At 66.7% G+C, this 17,480-nt stretch carries 13 protein-coding genes and 1 pseudogene; 5 read left to right on the top strand and 9 right to left on the bottom strand.

The features are described from left to right. Positions 1–6: 6 nt before the first annotated feature. From BST47_RS16330 to BST47_RS31175, 3 genes and pseudogenes are all read right to left on the bottom strand, one after another. Positions 7–1,500, bottom strand: a complete 1,494-nt coding sequence (locus BST47_RS16330; protein ID WP_083126587.1) for a cell division protein PerM — start codon at positions 1,498–1,500, stop codon at positions 7–9. Between the two features lie 59 nt (positions 1,501–1,559). Beyond that, entirely contained in the window at positions 1,560–2,402 is an 843-nt protein-coding gene (locus tag BST47_RS16325; protein ID WP_083126586.1) for a DUF5336 domain-containing protein, read from the bottom strand. A gap of 49 nt (positions 2,403–2,451) precedes the next feature. Continuing rightward, a pseudogene (locus BST47_RS31175) lies at positions 2,452–2,778 on the bottom strand (dimethylsulfone monooxygenase SfnG); the annotation flags it as partial. 58 nt (positions 2,779–2,836) lie between these two features. Here BST47_RS31175 and BST47_RS16315 point away from each other — a divergent pair. Continuing rightward, a complete protein-coding gene (locus BST47_RS16315) occupies positions 2,837–3,685 on the top strand; it encodes an LLM class F420-dependent oxidoreductase (protein WP_083126585.1) in 849 nt (282 codons plus the stop codon). Positions 3,686–3,691: 6 nt separating this feature from the next. Here the strand turns inward: BST47_RS16315 and BST47_RS16310 are convergent, their stop codons facing one another. The 3 genes from BST47_RS16310 to sucC all read right to left on the bottom strand — a co-directional run bounded on the left by BST47_RS16310 (position 3,692) and on the right by sucC (position 7,420). Then, positions 3,692–5,236: an acetyl-CoA acetyltransferase gene (locus tag BST47_RS16310; protein WP_083126584.1), complete on the bottom strand. Its 1,545-nt coding sequence runs from the start codon at positions 5,234–5,236 to the stop codon at positions 3,692–3,694. Positions 5,237–5,323: 87 nt separating this feature from the next. After that, a complete protein-coding gene (sucD, locus tag BST47_RS16305) occupies positions 5,324–6,226 on the bottom strand; it encodes a succinate--CoA ligase subunit alpha (RefSeq protein WP_083126583.1) in 903 nt (300 codons plus the stop codon). 12 nt (positions 6,227–6,238) lie between these two features. After that, positions 6,239–7,420, bottom strand: coding sequence for an ADP-forming succinate--CoA ligase subunit beta (gene sucC / locus BST47_RS16300; protein WP_083126582.1), 1,182 nt, complete (start codon positions 7,418–7,420; stop codon positions 6,239–6,241). Positions 7,421–7,681: 261 nt separating this feature from the next. Between sucC and BST47_RS16295 the strand changes: the two genes are divergently transcribed. Together BST47_RS16295 and BST47_RS16290 are read left to right on the top strand one after the other, a co-directional pair. After that, the gene (locus BST47_RS16295) at positions 7,682–8,755 is read left to right on the top strand and encodes a M23 family metallopeptidase (protein WP_083126581.1); all 1,074 of its coding nucleotides are present in this window, start codon (positions 7,682–7,684) and stop codon (positions 8,753–8,755) included. Beyond that, positions 8,756–9,325 carry a hypothetical protein gene (locus BST47_RS16290; RefSeq protein ID WP_083126580.1) on the top strand — a complete coding sequence of 190 codons (570 nt, stop codon included), beginning with the start codon at positions 8,756–8,758 and terminating at the stop codon, positions 9,323–9,325. On the opposite strand, the gene pcrA is transcribed toward BST47_RS16290, so the two are convergent. Beyond that, positions 9,322–11,643 carry a DNA helicase PcrA gene (gene pcrA, locus BST47_RS16285; protein ID WP_083126794.1) on the bottom strand — a complete coding sequence of 774 codons (2,322 nt, stop codon included), beginning with the start codon at positions 11,641–11,643 and terminating at the stop codon, positions 9,322–9,324. The genes BST47_RS16290 and pcrA overlap by 4 nt on opposite strands. Before the next feature lie 179 nt (positions 11,644–11,822). Between pcrA and BST47_RS16280 the strand changes: the two genes are divergently transcribed. Beyond that, the gene (locus BST47_RS16280) at positions 11,823–12,158 is read left to right on the top strand and encodes a chorismate mutase (protein ID WP_264001313.1); all 336 of its coding nucleotides are present in this window, start codon (positions 11,823–11,825) and stop codon (positions 12,156–12,158) included. A gap of 49 nt (positions 12,159–12,207) precedes the next feature. Here the strand turns inward: BST47_RS16280 and BST47_RS16275 are convergent, their stop codons facing one another. Together BST47_RS16275 and BST47_RS16270 are read right to left on the bottom strand one after the other, a co-directional pair. Next, on the bottom strand, positions 12,208–14,148 hold the full coding sequence (locus BST47_RS16275) for an SGNH/GDSL hydrolase family protein (RefSeq protein WP_083126578.1): 1,941 nt from the start codon (positions 14,146–14,148) through the stop codon (positions 12,208–12,210). Between the two features lie 88 nt (positions 14,149–14,236). Then, complete coding sequence (locus BST47_RS16270; RefSeq protein WP_083126577.1) at positions 14,237–15,685, bottom strand: NAD-dependent succinate-semialdehyde dehydrogenase; 1,449 nt, start codon at positions 15,683–15,685, stop codon at positions 14,237–14,239. Between the two features lie 48 nt (positions 15,686–15,733). Between BST47_RS16270 and pgi the strand changes: the two genes are divergently transcribed. Continuing rightward, positions 15,734–17,401 carry a glucose-6-phosphate isomerase gene (gene pgi / locus BST47_RS16265; RefSeq protein WP_083126576.1) on the top strand — a complete coding sequence of 556 codons (1,668 nt, stop codon included), beginning with the start codon at positions 15,734–15,736 and terminating at the stop codon, positions 17,399–17,401. The last annotated feature ends 79 nt before the right edge of the window (positions 17,402–17,480 follow it).

Genomic DNA, 17,480 nt, shown 5'->3' with positions numbered 1-17,480 from the left:
GGCAGCCTAATCGTCGCGATCGGGCGCTCGGTCCGTGGTCGCGCCTGGCGTGGCTTGGTCGTCGGGGACGTCGTCGACGACGAAGTGGTCCTCGGGATCTCCGAAGGCGTCCCGGTGTTCGCTTCGAGGCCGCGCAGCGGCGGCCGGTGGCTCGTCGAACGGTTCGTCGGCGGCCTGCGTTGCGAGGTCGTCGATGGCTGTTTCCGCCTCGGGCTCGAACGCGGGCTCGAAGTCGGCCTCTGACTCGTCATCGAACGCAGGCTCGAAGTCCGAGTCGGCCTCGAGCTCGGTCTCGGATTCGAGCTCAGCTTCGGATTCCAGCTCGGCTTCAGCTTCGGGCTCGGGTTCGGTTTCCGGCTTGGGGACCCTGACCCGCCGCGCGATGCCGCCCGTCATCGCCACGGTCAGCGCCCCGATACCGGCGAACCACAGGAAGACCGCCGGCCCGAACGTGGCCTGATCGACGCCGACATCGCCGAAATTGCCCAGCCGCCCGCCGCCTGCGTAACCGAGCACGGCCATGATCAGTGCCGCGAGCGCGGCCGCGACGAGCAGCTTGCCGATCGCGGGCAGCAGGGGCAGCGGTCGTCGCGCCGCCTGCTGCCCCAACGCGACACCCGAGACCGCGCCGACGATCAACAGCGCCACCCAGACCGGGCCGAGCGGTGGAGTCGGCACGGCGGCCAGCACCGGCAGCGCGGGGATGTCGCCACCGAAGACCGTGAACGAGCTGAACGTCGCCAACCCGATGTGCGCGCTGGACCCGACAGCGACCGCAGCCGTTCCGACGAGCACGTTGGGGATGTACAGAATCGACAACAGCGTCAGGCTGAACTGCCCGAACGCCGAGTCGGTGATCCCGTAGAGATCATGCATCGTCGCCCAGTGCACGATCATCGAGCCGGTCATCACGACGCCGGACAGTCCCAGCAGCGCCAGGACGCCTGCATTGGCAGCCCGAATCGCGTCGGGCAGCCACTCGGGAAGCCGCGATTCCGACAGGACGCGCCGTCCGACGCGCGACCCGACCCCGATCACCGCGCCGGCCACGTGCACGGCCAAGACGCTGCCGAATGCGCGCAGCGCGTCCGGCGTCTGAAGCTGGGTGAACACCGACGCCGCGTCGTGGACGATCGCCAGGGAGATCGCCGCGATCAGCAGCGGGCCGCCGACGGCCGATGCGACGACCCACCGCGTCACGAACCAGGAACCCTGCGGCGATGTCGCACCGGCGGTCGCGCGTGCGGTGCCCCACACCATCGCGAGCATGGGTAGCAACGGCATCACGCCCAGCTCGCTACCGCCGATCGAGATCGGCACCATGTGTACGCCGAGCCACATGCTGGTGATCGCGCCGAGCGCGCCGGTCATGTCGCTGTTGGCGATCAGCAGCTGCAGCAACACCACGGCCGCGATGACGCCCAGCGCCACGATGGACGGCCCGAACGCGACCCGAAGCAGCTCACGCGCCTGGCGTGTGCCGACTGGCCGGTTTTCCACTAAGGCCGCTCCTCGCACAAGCTCACACGCGCGCGAAGTTGACGCACGCGCGGCTCAGACTACGACGGTGGGGGGCCCGACTGCGTGGAAGACGCTCCCGATTGCGACGGCATCTGCGCCTGGGCCGTCTGGGCGGAGCCCGACGGCGGCTGTCCGAAGGTCGGGAAACCGGTCGGAGGGGTCGGGGGCCCGCTCTGCTGACCGCTGGGTTGGCTGCCGGAATATCCGCCGGCCGACTGGCCGCCACCCTGGTAACCGCCGTACTGGGACGGATAACCGGGACGTTGCGACAGCCCCTGCTGGTGCTGCGGCGGGCCGCCGTGCTGGGGCTGCTGACCGTAGTACGACGCGCTGGGCCCGCCGTATTGGCCGTACTGCTGGTCGTACCGGGGCTGCTGCGGCGCGGGCGGGGTGATGACGCCCGCATCGAACAGCAGCACCGCCACGGCGACGATCGCCTGGAACATGGTGAACGCGATGATCAGGTAGAGGCCCCAGTCGATGGACACCCCCTCTGGCGCCGTCAGCACGATGGCAATCACCAGGAGGAACGCCAGCACCGACAGCACCGCGACAGCCGCAGGCAGGAGCTTCTGCTTCGGCAGCAGCGATACGCCGGCGATCAGCGCGGCGGCGAGGGCCGCGACGACGCCGAGATCCAGCAGCGTCGGAGTGAAGTAGTCCGCGCCTGCGGTGAACAGCGGCCCGAAGCTGGACAGGTACACGCCGAGGCCAAGGACCACGACCGCGATGGTCAGGTACTTCGGCAGTTGGCTCGGACCCGCGGCTGGACCGGGCTCGGGCGCCCTACCGAACTGTTGCGTCGGCGCCGCGAACTGCGTGGTCGGCTGCTGGGCGGGCGGGTATCCGGGATTGCCGGGCGGACCTTGGGGGTACGACATGACCTCTCCTGTGCTGGACGGCTTCGAACCCACGCTAGCGCACTCCCGGTTACCGCGACGCCAGCAAGGGTTCCACTGTCGAATGTTGCTCGGATTCCTCGATTTCGCGAACCAACGGCAGCACGGGCGAACCGACGTGTTCGATCTCCTCCTGGAAGTGCAGGAAGCCGCCGAGAATAAGAGCGACGCCGCGTTTGCGTTATGCCGCAATGCGTTCCGCGATCTGTTCGCGCGTGCCGATCGACTGCGTGCGGGAGCCGTCGTTGTACTGAACCAGGTCCTCGAACGTCGAGTCCGCCCACATACCACGGCGGGCCGATTCGCTTTTACATGATCTGTCGCAGGACTTCTTGGCTTCCCTTTCGGTGTCCCGCGCGGGCACGTTTTGGGCCCCCGACGTTGCCCTTCGGACTAGAACACGTTCTAATCCTGATATGGACTACGGGCTCGTACTTTTCACCAGCGACCGGGGCATCGACCCCGCATCGGCCGCCAAACTCGCCGACGAACACGGCTTCACCACGTTCTACGTGCCCGAACACACGCACATCCCCATCAAGCGCGAGGCTGCCCACCCCACCACCGGCGACGAGTCACTGCCCGACGACCGCTACATGCGCACCCTGGACCCCTGGGTTTCGTTGGGCGCCGCCTGTGCGGTGACCTCGCGGGTGCGGTTGTCCACGGCCGTGGCGCTGCCGGTCGAACACGACCCGATCACGCTGGCGAAGTCGATCGCGACCCTGGACCACCTGTCCGGCGGCCGCGTCTCCCTCGGTGTCGGATTCGGCTGGAACACAGACGAATTGGCCGACCACAAGGTGCCTCCGGGCCGGCGGCGCACGATGTTGCGCGAGTACCTGGAGGCCATGCGCGCGCTGTGGACCGAGCAGGAAGCGTCCTACGAGGGCGAGTTCGTCAACTTCGGCCCCAGCTGGGCCTGGCCCAAGCCGGTTCAGGCGCACATCCCCGTGCTGGTCGGCGCGGCGGGCACCGAGAAGAACTTCAAGTGGATCGCACGTTCGGCCGACGGCTGGATCACGACGCCGCGTGACTTCGACATCGACGCACCGGTCAAGCTGCTGCAGGACACCTGGGCCGCGGCCGGTCGTGACGGAGCGCCGCAGATCGTCGCCCTGGACTTCAAGCCCGACCCCGACAAGCTCGCGAAGTGGGCCGACCTCGGGGTCACCGAGGTGCTGTTCGGCCTGCCCGACAAGTCCGGGGCCGAGGTGGCGTCCTATGTCGAACGGCTAGCCGGAAAGCTCGCCGCACTCGTGTAGGGGAGGCTAGGCCAGCGTGGCGGTGTTCTTCTTACCGTCCGAGGTCACCGCGATCGCCGCGCCCAGCGGGTCACCCGTGGTCATCAGCTTCACCAGATCTTCGTCGTCGGTAAGCGCCATGAACCGGCTGTCGTCGGCGTCGAGTCGGCCGATGATGACACCCGTGGTGACGGGCCAGTCGTAGCGCACCGAATAGGTCTCGATCCTGCCCCGACCCTCGGCATTCCGGGTGACCGCCACCTTGGGCAGCGCGGCGATGTCCGCCTGCAGCGCCTCACTACGGTCGGCTGCCCAGTCGGCGGGCTCCGTCGAGTAGACGCCCACCGAGTACTTGCTCATGACGCCGCCATTCGCGCCGACGAGACCGAATGTGCCTGGGTGGTCTCGCATTTGGCTCACCGTCTCGGCGATACCGTGCAGCGAGTAGCTGTTACCCGGGCCGCCGAAGTACGGCAGACCGCCGGTGAGCGTGAGGCCCCGCGGATCGTCGGCCGCCAGCCCGAACTCGTCGCACACGGTGAAGACCGGGAACGGGAAGCAACTGTAGAGGTCGAACGTCGCCACGTCGTCAATGCCGATTCCCGCGACCCGAAGTGCTTCTGCGACAGACTGTCTGGCCGATACGCTGATGCTGACATCGACGCGGTCCAGCAGATCCTGTTCGGTCTGGTCGGCATGACCACGCAGGTACACCCAGTTGTCCTCGGACACGCCGAGCCGTTGCGCGGCGGCGACCGACATCAGCAGTGCGGCCGCACCTTGGTTCACCTGATCGCGGGCCACCATCAAACGCGGATACGGATCGCAGATCATCCGGTTGTCGTCGGTGACCGTGATCAGCTCATCCACCGAACGTTCGACCGGGGATGACGAAAACGGGTTCTTGGCAGCCACTTTGGAGAACGGCGCGAAGAGTTCGGCCATCTGTACGCGGTAGTCGGCGACACTGAGACCTAGTCGACCACGGCGCGCGTTGTCCAGCAGGCCGTACTGCACCGGCGCACCGGTCAGCCCATGCGTCGCGGTGTACTCGCTCATGTACTGCTCGAAGCCGTAGCCCCGGTCCTCGAGCTGGCCGCCGACGCGCTCACCGTGATCTGGCTTGTCCCGCCCTTCTTGTACGGGCGCGCTCCAGAACCGCAACGTGGAGCCGTTCTCGGAGCCCAGGATGAGCGCGACCTCGATATCGCCTGCCGCGATCGCTGCGGCGAACTCGGTCACCAGCTTCTGCGGTCCGTTGCCGCCGATGGGCTCCAGCACGGCGCGGGCCGGATCCGCGCCGACGCGCCTGGCCACTGACCGCAGGTAGTTGTCCGAGCAACCCAGCGGCGGCTTCTCGAACGGCGTGCAGATCTCGAACTGCCGCAGTCCGACGAATACCTCGATGGCCTTCGCCACGGTGCCGGCGTCGACACCGGTGTCGGTCAGGGCGGCTTGTACCGCAGCCGTCGCCAGGTCCACCGATGACATGCCCCGATAGGAGGGATCGTCGATGCGCTCGGTGAATTGGCCGACACCGACCAACACCGGCGTGCGCGGATCGACCGCCATTACAGACCTCCCGACGTGTGTTACTTCGTCAGGCTAATCGATAACTAGAACGTGTTCCTAATTCTGCGGCGCATCTCACGCACCGAGTCAGAGGCTCTGCAGGATCTCCCGCGCCAGGCGTGCCGTCTCCGACGGGGTTTTGCCCACCTTCACACCGGCGGCCTCGAGGGCTTCCTTCTTGGCCTGTGCGGTGCCCGACGAGCCCGACACGATGGCGCCGGCGTGGCCCATGGTCTTGCCTTCGGGCGCGGTGAAGCCCGCGACGTAGCCGACGACCGGCTTGCTGACGTTGGCCTTGATGTAGTCGGCAGCCCGCTCCTCGGCGTCGCCACCGATCTCACCGATCATCACGATGACCTTGGTCGCCGGATCCTTCTCGAACGCCTCGATGGCGTCGATGTGGGTGGTGCCGATGACGGGGTCACCACCGATGCCGATGGCGGTCGAAAAGCCGAAGTCACGCAGCTCGAACATCATCTGGTAGGTCAGCGTGCCCGACTTCGACACCAGGCCGACCGGGCCCGAGTCGGTGATGTTGGCGGGCGTGATGCCCGCCAACGCCTCACCCGGCGTGATGATGCCCGGGCAGTTGGGTCCGATGATGCGGGTCTTCTGCCCCTTGTCGACGTTATACGCCCACGCATAAGCACTGTCCTGCACCGGGATTCCCTCGGTGATGACGACCAGCAGCGGGATCTCGGCGTCGATGGCCTCGATGATCGCGTCCTTGGCGAACTTCGGCGGTACGAAGACGACGGACACGTCGGCGCCCGTCTCCTTCATCGCCTCGGAGACCGAGCCGAACACCGGTAGTTCGACGTCGTTGCCGTCTTTGTCCTTGTGCGACACCGTCGTTCCCGCTTTACGGGCGTTGACGCCGCCGACCAGCTGGGTGCCCGCCTTGAGCATCAGCGCGGTGTGCTTGGTGCCCTCGCCGCCGGTGATGCCCTGGACGATGACCTTGGAATTCGCGTTCAGAAAGATCGACATAGCGTGCGTCCCTTACTTGTTCGCCAGCTCGGCGGCTTTGTCGGCACCGGCGTCCATGGTGTCGGCCTGGATGACGAGCGGGTGGTTGGCCTCGGCCAGGATCCGGCGGCCCTCTTCGACGTTGTTTCCGTCGAGACGGACGACCAGCGGCTTGTTGGCCTCGTCACCGAGAATCTTCAGCGCGTTGACGATGCCGGTCGCGACCGCGTCGCAGGAGGTGATGCCGCCGAACACGTTCACGAAGACGCTCTTGACCTGAGCGTCGTTGAGAATGACGTCCAAACCCGCGGCCATGACCTCGGCCGACGCGCCGCCACCGATGTCGAGGAAGTTGGCCGGCTTCACTCCGCCGTGCTTCTCCCCCGCGTAGGCGGTGACGTCCAGCGTCGACATGACGAGCCCGGCGCCGTTACCGATGATGCCCACCTGGCCGTCGAGCTTGACGTAGTTGAGGTCGTGCTCCTTGGCCTTGAGCTCCAGCGGGTCGGTCGCGTCCTTGTCCTCGAACTCCGCATGACCGGGCTGGCGGAAGTCGGCGTTCGCGTCGAGGGTGACCTTGCCGTCGAGGGCGAGGATCTGACCTGGGTCGTTCTCCCCGCGGGAGGGAGTGCGCACCAGCGGGTTGACCTCGACCAGCGTGGCGTCCTCGGCGACGAACACCTCCCAGAGCTTCTGGATGGTCACCGCGGCCGCGTCGAGCACCTCGGCAGGCAGGTGGCCCTGCTCGGCGATCGAACGGGCGGTGGCCAGGTCGACACCCTTGACGGCGTTGACCGGCACCTTGGCGAGCCGCTCGGGCTTGGTCGCCGCGACCTCTTCGATCTCCATGCCGCCCTCGACCGAGCACATCGCGAGATAGGTGCGGTTGGCACGATCGAGCAGGAACGAGATGTAGTACTCCTCGGCGATGTCGCTGGCCTCGGCGACCAGCAGCTTCTTGACGACGTGGCCCTTGATGTCGAGGCCGAGGATGTTCTGCGCGTGCGTGAACGCGTCGTCGGGAGTCGCGGCGTACTTCACGCCGCCCGCCTTACCGCGTCCGCCGACCTTCACCTGCGCCTTGACCATGACCGGCTTGCCGATCTCCTCGGCGATCGCCTTGGCGTCCTCGGCGGATTCGGTGACGCGGCCAGGTGTGGTCGGCACGTGGTGTTTCGCGAACAGCTCTTTGGCTTGGTATTCGAAAAGGTCCATGGGCTCTGAAACATCCCTGTCTGTCGAGCGTCGAAGTCGAAGGTTTGGGCCTCACAGGCTCGGGGGAACTTTATCCACACGAGGTTGAGACCTCTGAACCGCCTACCTGTCATGTGGTGGATCTCACCGCCGGGTATCAGTGATACACGTCACAATCACCGGCGGAATACTCTCTCGGGTTGCCACCAACATTGGGATTTGGTTAACGTGCCTTTGGTCCGCGTTGGTAACGAATAGATCACGAGCAAAGGGACTTTCAGGTTGGCTCAGCACCGTGCGTCACGATCTCCGTCTGGAGTGTCGACCACTCGGCTAACCATCCGTCGCCCCGCTGAACAACCCGCGGAAATCACCGACATCATTCCGTTCAATGAGTTCGGCGACCTGCCTGATCTCGGGGCTGAGCTGGACTTCAATCAGAACAGTGCCTTCGATCGCGAAGCGCAGGTCATCCACGCTCCCGAGCTCGACGACCTGCACGACACCGACGATCAGCTACCGCAGCGACTGGCCGTGCCGTCCGAATTCCGCCGCGATCCGCGCGACGAACGGCGTTCATCTCACGCCTACCGAGACAGCCACACCGACGTCAGCGACGGCGCGGCCGCGACCGACATCTTCGCGATCACCCGCGGCGGCGCGCACCGTAAGCAGGAAGTGCCCGTCAAGGGCCGGTTGATGGTCGCCGCGATGGCGGTCGGCGCCACCGCTGCCGGCGCGTACACGATGGCCAGCGCGTCCAAGGAGGTCCCCGCGACCGTCCTGGCAGCGGACCAGGACGTCCTCGCCGGCGGTGCGATCACCGGTTCGACCGACGGCATGCAGGTGGTGACCGTCTCCTCGACGTTCGATGCGGCTGTGCACGCCGAGGAGGTCACCAAGGCCGCCGCATTCGCCAGTGAGCGCGCAGAACGCGAGGCCCGTCTGCAGCGCCCCATGTTCGTGATGCCCACCAAGGGCGCGTGGACGTCTGGCTTCGGCTACCGCTGGGGCGTACTACACGGCGGCATCGACATCGCCAACGCGATCGGCACCCCGATCCTGGCGGCTTCGGACGGCATCGTCATCGACGCCGGGCCCCAGGGCGGTTACGGCAACTGGGTCAAGCTGCGGCACGCCGACGGCACCGTCACGCTCTACGGACATCTCAGCGCCTGGAACGTCGATATCGGCCAGCGCGTGTGGGCGGGCGACCAGATCGCCAAGATGGGCAACACCGGCAACTCGACGGGCCCGCATCTGCACTTCGAGGTGCTGCTCAACGGCACCGACCGCGTCGACCCCGTCGGCTGGCTCTCCAAACGGGGACTCGCGTTGTCCAATTACTCTGGCTGAGTGGCCAGTGACGACGACGAACCCAGCTCCACCCGCATAATCCGCCGACACCCCACGGGCGAAATCCCCGTCGGAGCGGATCCGCAGACGTCGATCATTCGCCGCCACCCGACCGGCGAGTTTCCCGCCGCGGAAGATCCGCAGACCTCGTACATCCCGCGTGCCAGGCCGACCCCGGTGACGCCCAAGAATCCGTGGCCCGATCCGCGGTCGGCGATCGCGACGGCCATCCTCAGCATCCTGAGCGGCTGGGCGACGGCGGTCATCGCCACCGACCTGATCACCGGTTGGTGGGAAACCGACCTGCTGTTCTGCGTGGCCGTCGCGTTTTTGACGGCCATCTCCGCGGCGGCGCTCATCGCCGGGCTGATCGGTCTACTGCTGCGCCGTCGGGTGAGCCGCCTGCTGATCGTCGTCGGCGCCGTCGTCGCGCTGCTGATCTTCTCCAGCCTGTTCGTCGCCGGCGCCAGACTGCCGACGATCGTCTACGCGATCCCGGTGCTTCCGCTGGCCACGATCGTGTGCGCGCTGCTGCCCGCAACGGCGCAGTGGGGCCGCAGCAGCGGTTAGAGCTTCGATACCGGGGCGTGGTTGTGCATCAGCTTGACCCGCCCCGAGCTGCCGAAGTCGATGAGCGACATCGCCGATTCGCCGACGCCGGACACTTCCTCCACCCGACCGAGGCCGTACTTGTCGTGGTTGACCCGATCGCCGGGCTCGAGCACGAGCAGCGGCCGTTTGCCTGCGCCGGAACGTGTCGGCGAAGGGCGAGGTGTCCCGAACCTGCCTGCCCCACTCACCGGGGCGGGCATTGACGGGCCGGGGTCGGTACGCCGCCAGTCGATCAGATGCTGCGGGATCTCTTTGAGGAAGCGCGATTCCGGATTGAGCATCGGCTGGCCCCACGACGAGCGGATCTTGGCGCGGCTGACGTAGAGCCGCTGTCGGGCACGGGTGATGCCGACGTAGGCCAGGCGTCGCTCCTCGGACAGCTCCGTCGGATCGCCGAGCGCCCGCATGTGCGGGAACATGCCGTCCTCCCAGCCCGTCACGAACACGACCGGGAATTCGAGCCCCTTGGCGGTGTGCAACGTCATCATCGTCACCACACCCGCGCCGTGCTCGGGCAGCTCGTCGGCATCGGCGACCAGCGACACCCGTTCCAGGAACTTGGCGAGCACCCCGGTGTCGGGGATGTCTTCGTCCTCGGGTTCGCCAAGGGCCTCCGCATTCGCCAGGTCGGTGCTGAATTCGTGTGCGACGCTGACCAATTCGTTGAGGTTGTCGAGGCGTGCGAGATCCTGCGGGTCGCTCGAATTCTCGAGCTCGGTGCGATAGCCGGTGCGATCGAGGACCGCCTCGACCAGTTCGCCGAGTTCACCGTCGAGACGCCCGCGCAGTTCGTCGAGCATCTCGACGAAGCTGGCGATGCACTTCTCCGAACGGGTGTTCAACATCGGCACCCTGCCCTCGGCGGCGGCCTGCAACGCGTCGTTGAAACTGCCGCCGGTGTTCTCGGCGTACACCGCCACGCACGCCTCGGCGCGATCGCCGATCCCGCGCCGGGGCGTGTTCAGGATGCGCCGCATGCTCACCGAGTCGCCGGGATTGTCCAGCACGCGCAGGTAGGCGACGATGTCGCGGATCTCCCTGCGCTCGTAAAAGCGAACGCCGCCAACGACTTTGTACGGAATACCGGCCCGGATGAACACCTCTTCCAGGGCACGCGAGGAGTTGTTGGTGCGGTAGAACACCGCGACGTCGTTGTAGTTGATGTCGCCACGGTCCGCCAGCGCGTCGATCTCCCCGGCGACGAACCGCGCCTCGTCGTGCTCGTTGTCGGCGACGTAGCCGACGATCAGCTCACCCTCGCCGGAGTCGGTCCACAACCGCTTCTCGCGGCGGCCGGCGTTGCGTGAGATGACGGAGTTGGCCGCGGACAGGATGTTCTGCGTCGAGCGGTAGTTCTGTTCCAGCAGAATCGTTGTGGCGTTGGGGAAGTCGCGCTCGAAGTCCTCGATGTTGCGGATGGTCGCACCGCGGAAGGCGTAGATCGACTGGTCGGCGTCGCCGACGACACACAGCTCGGCCGGCGCCACCCCGTCTTCGGTTTCGCGGCCCACGAGCTCACGCACCAGGACGTACTGCGCGTGATTGGTGTCCTGATACTCGTCGACCAGGATGTGCCGGAAACGCCGCCGGTAGTACTGCGCGATCTGCGGAAAGGCTTGCAGCACAGCGACTGTCTCACCGATGAGGTCGTCGAAGTCCAGTGCGTTGGCCGCGCGCAGGCGCCGCTGGTACTCGCCGTAGGCCTCGGCGATGATGCGGGGCAGCTCCTCGCCGGCCTCCGACGCCTCCGCCGCCGCCTGCTCGGGGCCGATCAGCTCGTTCTTGTGATTCGAGATGCCGTTGGCCAACAGCCGCGGCGAGTACCGCTTGGTGTCCAGGCCCATGTCCTTGCCGATCATCATCAGCAACCGGCGAGAGTCGTCGGAGTCGTAGATCGAGAAGTTCGAGTTGAGCCCGGGCAGCAGCGATGCCTGGTTACGCAGGATTCGCACACACGTCGAGTGGAATGTCGAGACCCACATCGACCGAGCACGCGGTCCAATCAGGTTGACCACCCGCTCACGCATCTCGGCGGCTGCCTTGTTGGTGAACGTGATGGCCAGCACCTGGCCGACACCGACCTCTCGGGCGGCGAGCAGGTAGGCGATCCGGCGAGTCAGCACAGCGGTCTTACCCGAACCCGCTCCCGCGACGATCAGCAGTGGCGAGCCCTCGTGCAGCACGGCCTGGCGCTGCTGCGGGTTGAGGCCGTCGAGGAGTTCGTCGGTCTCGGTGGCTATGGAAGGTGAAGCAGCTGGGCTAGAGGATGGAGGCATATCACCCCCGAACTTACCGCTGTCCAGCGACATCTTTGCATCGGCGCGGCCCTAGATGGCACACTCCATACGTGCTCATGCAGCAAGGACGATTTTTCTACGGGTACCGCCCAGAGGTGCCCGTGGTCTAGCTGCTTCCCAGAGCCCCGCGGTCCGCTTCCGGATCCGGGGCTCGTCTCTTGTGTGAGGCCCGAAACCGGACGGATCAGTCCCCACACAACGAGAGAGCGGAGAACACTCCCATGACAATTCAGCCGATCGAAGCCGAACAGTTGCCAGACATAGACGACCTGCGCCAGGAAATCGACAAGTTGGACGCGACGATCCTGGAAGCCGTGAAACGCCGCACCGAGGTGTCCAAGCTCATCGGCCAGGCCCGGATGGCGTCCGGTGGCACCCGTCTGGTGCACAGCCGTGAGATGAAGGTCATCGAGCGCTACAGCGAACTCGGACCCGACGGCAAGGACCTGGCGATGCTGCTGCTGCGACTGGGCCGCGGCCGCCTCGGTCACTAGTCGAATTCGGCGCGCCCGGGCACCGCGACGGTCGGTTTGCGCGCCCGATTCACTTGCGCAGCGCGTCGGTCAGCCAGGGCGTCAACCACTCCACCGCTTCCGGTGTCGGGTGCACTCCGTCGCTGCGCACTCGGATGCCGTTGACCCAGTTGGTGTAGACGCCGTTGGGCCCGAGCTTGTCATTCAGATCGAGCAATTCGACGTTTTTGCGCGTCTTGACGACGCTGCGCAGCAATGCATTCCAGTCGTCGACGCGATCGGGATCGTCTTCGGGATACACGCTGCCGTCCGGCTTTTCGGCGCGCCGGTTGTAGGGCTCGGTGGTGACCACGATCTGCGCGCCGGTCGAGCCGAGAATGTCGAGCGCGCGGTTGAGTTCGCCACGCAGATAGTCCTCGTAACCGTCCTCGCCGATATTGGTCCAGACGCCTTCGTTCATCCGGTCGACCACCTCCCAGCGGCCGACCATCAGCAGCACCACGTCCGGGCGGTCATGGTTGATGCGCTGCGACCACCGGCTGGGCCAGGCGTCGCATTCGGGTTTCTGGTTCAGTGTCTGCCCGACGTACCGATAGGGGCCGCCGCGGGCGATACCGCACCCGATCGTCGTGTAGTTCGTGAACGCCAGCCCTGGTGTCGGCGGCAGATACCGCATCATCGTCCACGCGATCGAGTCGCCGAACACGGCAACGGTGCGGGTGCCGGGATCGTGCGCGGTCGGTTGGCGGACCTCGACGGGCACTTCCGGCCCGACGAGCGCCAGCGCGGCGGAGTCGATCGCCGGACCCAGCGGCGGCTGCTCGGTTTTCACGTCGACGGGTACCACCATCATCGTCACCACGGCGGCGGTCGCGGCCGTCGCACCCGCCAACGGCAGCAGCGGCACATGCATCGGCCGCCAGCGACGGATCGGCTGCTCCAGCAGCCACCACGACGCCGCGGCCAGGCCCACTGTGATTACGCAGCGCACGACGAACAGCGGCCAGCCGGACAGCCCCGTTCGTTCACCGTTGAGCGCCAGAAAGATGGGCCAATGCCACAGGTACACGCCGTAGGAGATCGCGCCGAGCCACACCAGGGGCCGCCACGCCAGGGCGCGGGCGACGGGCCCCTCCTGCTCCAGTGCCACCGGTGCGACGACGAGGACGGCCGCGATCGCCACCACAATCAGCAGGCCGCTGCGGAAGTCGCTGACGCTGCCGGTCGCATAGTGTGCCGCCGCACCGAGCACAGCCAGACCGATGAACGGCAGGATGCGCGCGACGATGTGGCCCGACCGCGTCCGGATCAGCGTTCCGCCGTCGTTGAGCACCGACCAGTCCCGCACCAGCAGTGCGGCCGCGGCAGCGCCGACCAACAACGCCTGGGCTCGGCTGTCGGTGCCGAAGTAGACGCGGTTCAGCGTCGAGTCCGTGGTGAGCACGATCGTCGCGGTCGCCGAAGCGATGACGCCGACGGTCGACAGCACGAAAACGGCAAGTCGTAGCCGGGACCAGAACAGCGCCGCGACGGCGATGAGCAGCAGCGGCCATAGCAGGTAGTACTGCTCCTCCACCCCGAGCGACCACGTGTGCTGCAGCGGCGACGGCGGCGCGCCCTGGGAGAAGTAGTCGGCACGTTGGCCGACGAAGGCCCAATTGGATATCCAGAAGAACGAGGCGACCGCGTCCTCGCGCAGCGACGCCGTGGATTCGGGCGAGAACAGATCGCGGGCCGCGACCACGGCGAGCACCATCGCCAGCAGCGCGGGCAGCAGTCGGCGGGCGCGCCGAATCCAGAAGTCGCCGAGCCGAATCTGCGCAGTCCGCCGGTGCTCGTCGAGCAGCAGGGACGTGATCAGGAATCCGCTGAGCACGAAGAACACGTCGACGCCGAGGAATCCGCCCGACAGGCCCGGGATACCGCCGTGATCGGCCAGGACCAGCGCGACCGCCACCGCACGGATGCCGTCCAACGCGGGAATTCCCCGACGGCTCTCAGCGGTGCGCACTGCCGAAATCTTTCCCGCGCGAGCAGACGCGAAAGTGCCCGACACGCCGTGCCGGACGGACCTTTTACGCACGCCCCCGAAACGGGTGTTACTTCGTCAGCGCCACGTACTTCACGTCGAGGTATTCGTCGATGCCCTCGGATCCGCCCTCACGGCCGAAACCGGATTCCTTCACTCCGCCGAACGGTGCGGCCGGGTCGGAAATCACCCCGCGGTTGATGCCCACCATGCCGGCCTGGATGCCTTCGGCGACGCGCAGCGCGCGGTCCAGTGACTGCGTGTAGACATAGGCGGCCAGCCCGTACTCGGTGTCGTTGGCAGCGGCGATGCCCTCCTCCTCGGTATCGAAGCCGGTGATCGGCGCGACGGGTCCGAACACCTCCTCTTTGAGGATGCGCGCGTCGGCGGGCACATCGGCCAGCACTGTCGCCGGGTAGAAGTTGCCCGGGCCACCGGGGGCGACGCCGCCGACCGCGACCGTCGCGCCGCGCGACACCGCGTCGGACACCAGGTCCTCGACGGTGGCGACCTGCTTGGCGTTGATCAGCGGGCCCAGCGTCGACGACTCGTCGGTGCCCTTGCCGAGCGTGAACTCGCTCATCCGCTTGACCAGCTTGTCGGTGAACTCCTCCCGCACCGAGTTCGCGACGTGGAAACGGTTGGCCGCCGTGCACGCCTCACCGCCGTTGCGCATCTTGGCCAGGATCGCGCCGTCGACAGCGGCGTCCACATCGGCGTCGTCGAACACGATGAACGGCGCGTTGCCGCCGAGCTCCATCGAGGTGCGCAGCAGTTTGTCGGCCGACTGCTTCACCAACGCCTTCCCGACGCCGGTCGATCCGGTGAAGGTCAGCTTGCGAAGCCGGCCGTCGTTGATCAGAGCCTCGGTGACCGGCCCGGGGCTGCTCGTCGGCAGCACTGACAGCACGCCCTTCGGCAGGCCGGCCTCGTCCATCAGCTTGGCCAGCAGCAGCATCGTCAGCGGCGTCTCCTGGGCGGGCTTGACGATCATGGTGCAGCCGGCCGCGAACGCCGGGCCGATCTTGCGGGTCCCCATGGCCAGCGGGAAGTTCCACGGCGTGATGGCGTAGCAGGGCCCGACCGGCTGCTTGGTGACGAGGATGCGGCCAGTGCCCGCCGGGCTCGGCGTGAAGCGACCCGCGATGCGCACGGCCTCCTCGGCGAACCAGCGGAAGAACTCCGAGCCGTACTTGACCTCGCCCATGCTCTCGGGCAGCACCTTGCCCATCTCCAACGTCATCAAGGTGGCCAGGTCTTCGGCACGTTCGGTGATCTTCTCGAACACCGACCGCAGAATTTCACCGCGCTCGCGGGGCGGGGTGGCGGCCCAGTCGGCCTGTACGGCGCACGCGGCGTCGAGGGCGGCGACGGCGTCCTCGGGCGTCGCGTTGGCAACAGAGATCAGAACTTTGTCGTCGGACGGGTCGAGCACGTCGAACGTCGAGGAACCCTTGCGTTCCTCGCCCCCGATCCACAGGCCGGTGGGCACAGACGACAGGAGCTTCGCGGTATCCATAACTCTCTCTTACACCTTTGGACATTTGGCCGCATTAATGTCGGTTACATGACCGCCAACACTCAGCAGATATCCGACATCACCACGACTGATGCCTGGCAGGCGCTGCAGCGGCACCACGACGAGATCGGCAAGGAGCACCTGCGCACGTTCTTCGACGACGACCCGGCGCGCGGGAGCGAACTGGTGCTGACGGTCGGCGATCTCTACATCGACTACAGCAAGCACCGGGTCACCCGCGAGACCCTCAAACTGCTCGTCGATCTGGCCCGCGCGGCGGGACTGGAGCAGCGCCGCGACGCGATGTTCGCCGGCGTGCATATCAATACTTCGGAGGATCGTGCGGTGCTGCACACCGCGCTGCGGTTGCCGCGCGGCGCCCAGTTGTCCGTGGACGGTCAGAACGTCGTCGCCGACGTCCATGAGGTGCTCGACAAGATGGGCGACTTCACCGACCGGCTGCGCAGCGGAGAATGGACCGGCGCGACGGGCGAGCGCATCACGACGGTAGTCAACATCGGCATCGGCGGTTCGGACCTCGGCCCCGCGATGGTCACCCTCGGCCTGCGCCACTACGCCGACGCCGGTATCTCGGCCCGGTTCGTATCCAACGTCGACCCCGCCGACCTGGTGGCCAAGCTCGACGGACTCGACCCGGCCACAACGCTTTTCATCGTCGCCTCCAAGACGTTCTCGACCCTGGAGACGCTCACCAACGCGACTGCCGCGCGTCGCTGGCTCACCGATGCGCTCGGCGACGCCGCGGTGGCCAAGCACTTCGTGGCGGTGTCGACGAACAAGAAGCTGGTCGACGACTTCGGTATCAACACCGACAACATGTTCGGCTTCTGGGATTGGGTCGGCGGACGCTACTCCGTCGACAGCGCGATCGGTTTGTCGGTGATGGCGGTCATCGGCCGAGAAAGGTTCGCGGAGTTCCTATCCGGCTTCCACATCGTCGACGAGCACTTCCGCACGGCGCCGCTGGAGGCCAACGCGCCGGTGCTGCTGGGCCTGATCGGGCTCTGGTACAACGAGTTCTTCGGCGCGGAAACCCGTGCGGTGCTGCCGTATTCGAATGATCTATCGCGGTTCGCCGCCTACCTGCAGCAGCTCACCATGGAATCGAACGGCAAGTCGGTGCGCGCCGACGGCTCACCGGTGACGACCAGCACCGGCGAGATCTTCTGGGGCGAACCGGGAACCAACGGCCAGCACGCCTTCTACCAACTGCTGCATCAGGGCACCCGGTTGGTGCCCGCCGATTTCCTCGGGTTCTCACAGCCGACCGACGACCTGGCGACCGCCGACGGCACGGGCAGCATGCACGACCTGTTGATGAGTAACTTCTTCGCCCAGACGCAGGTGCTGGCGTTCGGCAAAACCGCCGAAGAGATTGCCGCGGAAGGGACTCCCCCGGGCGTCGTCCCACACAAGGTGATGCCGGGTAACCGGCCGAGCACGTCGATCCTGGCCACCAAACTCACGCCGTCGGTACTGGGCCAGTTGATCGCCCTCTATGAGCATCAGGTGTTCACCGAGGGTGTCGTCTGGGGTATCGACTCGTTCGACCAGTGGGGTGTGGAGTTGGGCAAGACGCAGGCCAAGGCGCTACTGCCGGTGATCACCGCCGACGACTCGCCCGCCGAACAGTCGGACTCCTCGACCGACGCGCTGGTGCGCCACTACCGCGCCGAACGCGGCCGCTCGGCCTGAGCCGCGCGGAGCGCAATAGAACGGCCTGAGCGATTTCGGTGCGCAAACGTTCGCGCAGCGATGGCCAGCGCACCGAATC

It is taken from the genome of Mycolicibacterium tusciae (genome assembly GCF_002086795.1).
GTDB lineage: Bacteria > Actinomycetota > Actinomycetes > Mycobacteriales > Mycobacteriaceae > Mycobacterium > Mycobacterium tusciae.
This window is presented reverse-complemented; position numbering and strand designations above follow the sequence as displayed.

Bases quoted from the DNA above. Each gene is read 5' to 3' on its own strand.
- BST47_RS16325 (WP_083126586.1), bottom strand. From the start codon at position 2,402: ATGTCGTACCCCCAAGGTCCGCCCGGCAATCCCGGATACCCGCCCGCC.
- BST47_RS16315 (WP_083126585.1), top strand. From the start codon at position 2,837: ATGGACTACGGGCTCGTACTTTTCACCAGCGACCGGGGCATCGACCCC.
- BST47_RS16310 (WP_083126584.1), bottom strand. From the start codon at position 5,236: ATGGCGGTCGATCCGCGCACGCCGGTGTTGGTCGGTGTCGGCCAATTC.
- sucD (WP_083126583.1), bottom strand. From the start codon at position 6,226: ATGTCGATCTTTCTGAACGCGAATTCCAAGGTCATCGTCCAGGGCATC.
- sucC (WP_083126582.1), bottom strand. From the start codon at position 7,420: ATGGACCTTTTCGAATACCAAGCCAAAGAGCTGTTCGCGAAACACCAC.
- pcrA (WP_083126794.1), bottom strand. From the start codon at position 11,643: ATGCCTCCATCCTCTAGCCCAGCTGCTTCACCTTCCATAGCCACCGAG.
- BST47_RS16270 (WP_083126577.1), bottom strand. From the start codon at position 15,685: ATGGATACCGCGAAGCTCCTGTCGTCTGTGCCCACCGGCCTGTGGATC.
- pgi (WP_083126576.1), top strand. From the start codon at position 15,734: ATGACCGCCAACACTCAGCAGATATCCGACATCACCACGACTGATGCC.